The sequence below is a fragment of the Actinoplanes sp. NPDC048791 genome, assembly GCF_040650095.1.
Lineage (GTDB): Bacteria > Actinomycetota > Actinomycetes > Mycobacteriales > Micromonosporaceae > Actinoplanes.
This window is the reverse complement of the sequence record NZ_JBEZGQ010001589.1, coordinates 1-1,354: the sequence shown is the minus strand read 5'-3', so window position 1 is coordinate 1,354 and position 1,354 is coordinate 1. Positions and strand designations below refer to the sequence as shown.

At 72.8% G+C, this 1,354-nt stretch carries 1 protein-coding gene and 2 pseudogenes; 1 reads left to right on the top strand and 2 read right to left on the bottom strand.

From position 1 onward, the window contains the following. Positions 1-230: 230 nt before the first annotated feature. Positions 231-716: pseudogene (smpB, locus tag AB0C29_RS48750) on the top strand (SsrA-binding protein SmpB); the annotation flags it as partial. 8 nt (positions 717-724) lie between these two features. On the opposite strand, the gene AB0C29_RS48745 reads toward smpB, so the two are convergent. Beyond that, on the bottom strand, positions 725-1,036 hold the full coding sequence (locus AB0C29_RS48745) for a hypothetical protein (protein WP_360835227.1): 312 nt from the start codon (positions 1,034-1,036) through the stop codon (positions 725-727). A gap of 57 nt (positions 1,037-1,093) precedes the next feature. After that, positions 1,094-1,354, bottom strand: a pseudogene (locus AB0C29_RS48740) (hypothetical protein); the annotation flags it as partial.

Here is a 1,354-nt window from a genome sequence, read left to right as displayed (position 1 = left end):
GCTGGACGTCCCGGCGCCGGATGCCCCGGGGCACACCGGCCTGCGGCCGGCCACGCTCAGCCGGCTGCTGCGGGACCTGGCCGCCGCCGGGCTGGTGCTGCCGCGCGGCATCGAGCTGGTCGACGGCGACCGGCTGAGCTGAGCTGCCCGGCCGGGGCGGTGGCGGGCCGGGACGTTTGCGAGGATGAGGGCCGGAGCAGCGGTCCGGCGACAGCGAGGGGGCGGCCACGGCCAGGGAGACCGGACGCAAGGTCATCGCGACGAACAAGAAGGCGCGACACGACTACGCGGTCCTCAAGACGTACGAGGCGGGCCTGGTGCTGGCCGGCACCGAGGTGAAATCGCTGCGCGCCGGATACGCGTCGATCGTCGACGCGTTCGCCCAGGAACACGAGGGCGAGCTCATGCTCTACAACCTGCACATCGCCGAGTACGGCTTCGGGTCGTGGACGAACCATGCGCCGCGCCGTACGCGCAAGCTGCTGCTGCACCGCATCGAGATCGACCGGATCCTCGACAAGCTGCGCGAGCCGGGCAACACGCTGGTGCCGCTGTCGCTGTACTTCAACGAGGGCTGGGCCAAGGTCGAGCTGGCCCTGGCCCGCGGCAAGCGCGAGTACGACAAGCGCCAGGCCCTCGCCGAACGCGACGCCAACCGGGAGATCGCCCGCGCGATGGGCCGCCACCTCAAGGGCCGCACCGCCCGGGCACGCTGAGCGCGCGCTCAGACCCGGACGAGGTGGGTCGGGCAGCAGAAGTTCTGCGCGGTGTGCATGTCGTGCCAGTACGTCACCGGCACCGAGGTCTGCAGGCAGCCCTCATGGAAGCAGCGCACCCGCAGCTTGGTCCCGTCCGGCACGTAGTCGGTGCGGCCGGGATGGCGCCGGCAGGTCGTGGTGGGCGTGAGGTCGTGCACGAAGTTGCGCCACTGACAGACCTCCTCACCGCAGACCGCCAGCCTGCCGCGCGGATGAGCGAAACGAGGGCCGGGAACGGGCAACAGCAGGGTCACCAGACCGAGTACGGCAGAGCGCATGCCGACCACCTCCGGGTGACGGGCTCCACCTCGGACGGTACGCCGCCCCGCCGCCGGTCACAACGGCCGCTCGCCAGGCCCGAAAAGCGGAAGCTCGGCCGGCAGGGGAAGCGAAACCCCCTCACCCGGCACGGGAAACGCAGCCGCCTGGCCCGGCCCCGGCAGGGGAAGCTCGGCCGCCTCGCCGGGGCCGGCCGGGGCCGCCGAATGGCTCGGAGCCGGCCGGTCCGGCGCAGTCGTCCGCGAATACCGGCCCCGGCTGCGAGTCACCGGCAGCGTGACCAGCTGGATCGGCGACGGCGGCTCGGCGAACCGGCC

Coding starts and splice junctions, on each gene's coding strand:
- AB0C29_RS48745 (WP_360835227.1), bottom strand. CDS start 1,036: ATGCGCTCTGCCGTACTCGGTCTGGTGACCCTGCTGTTGCCCGTTCCC.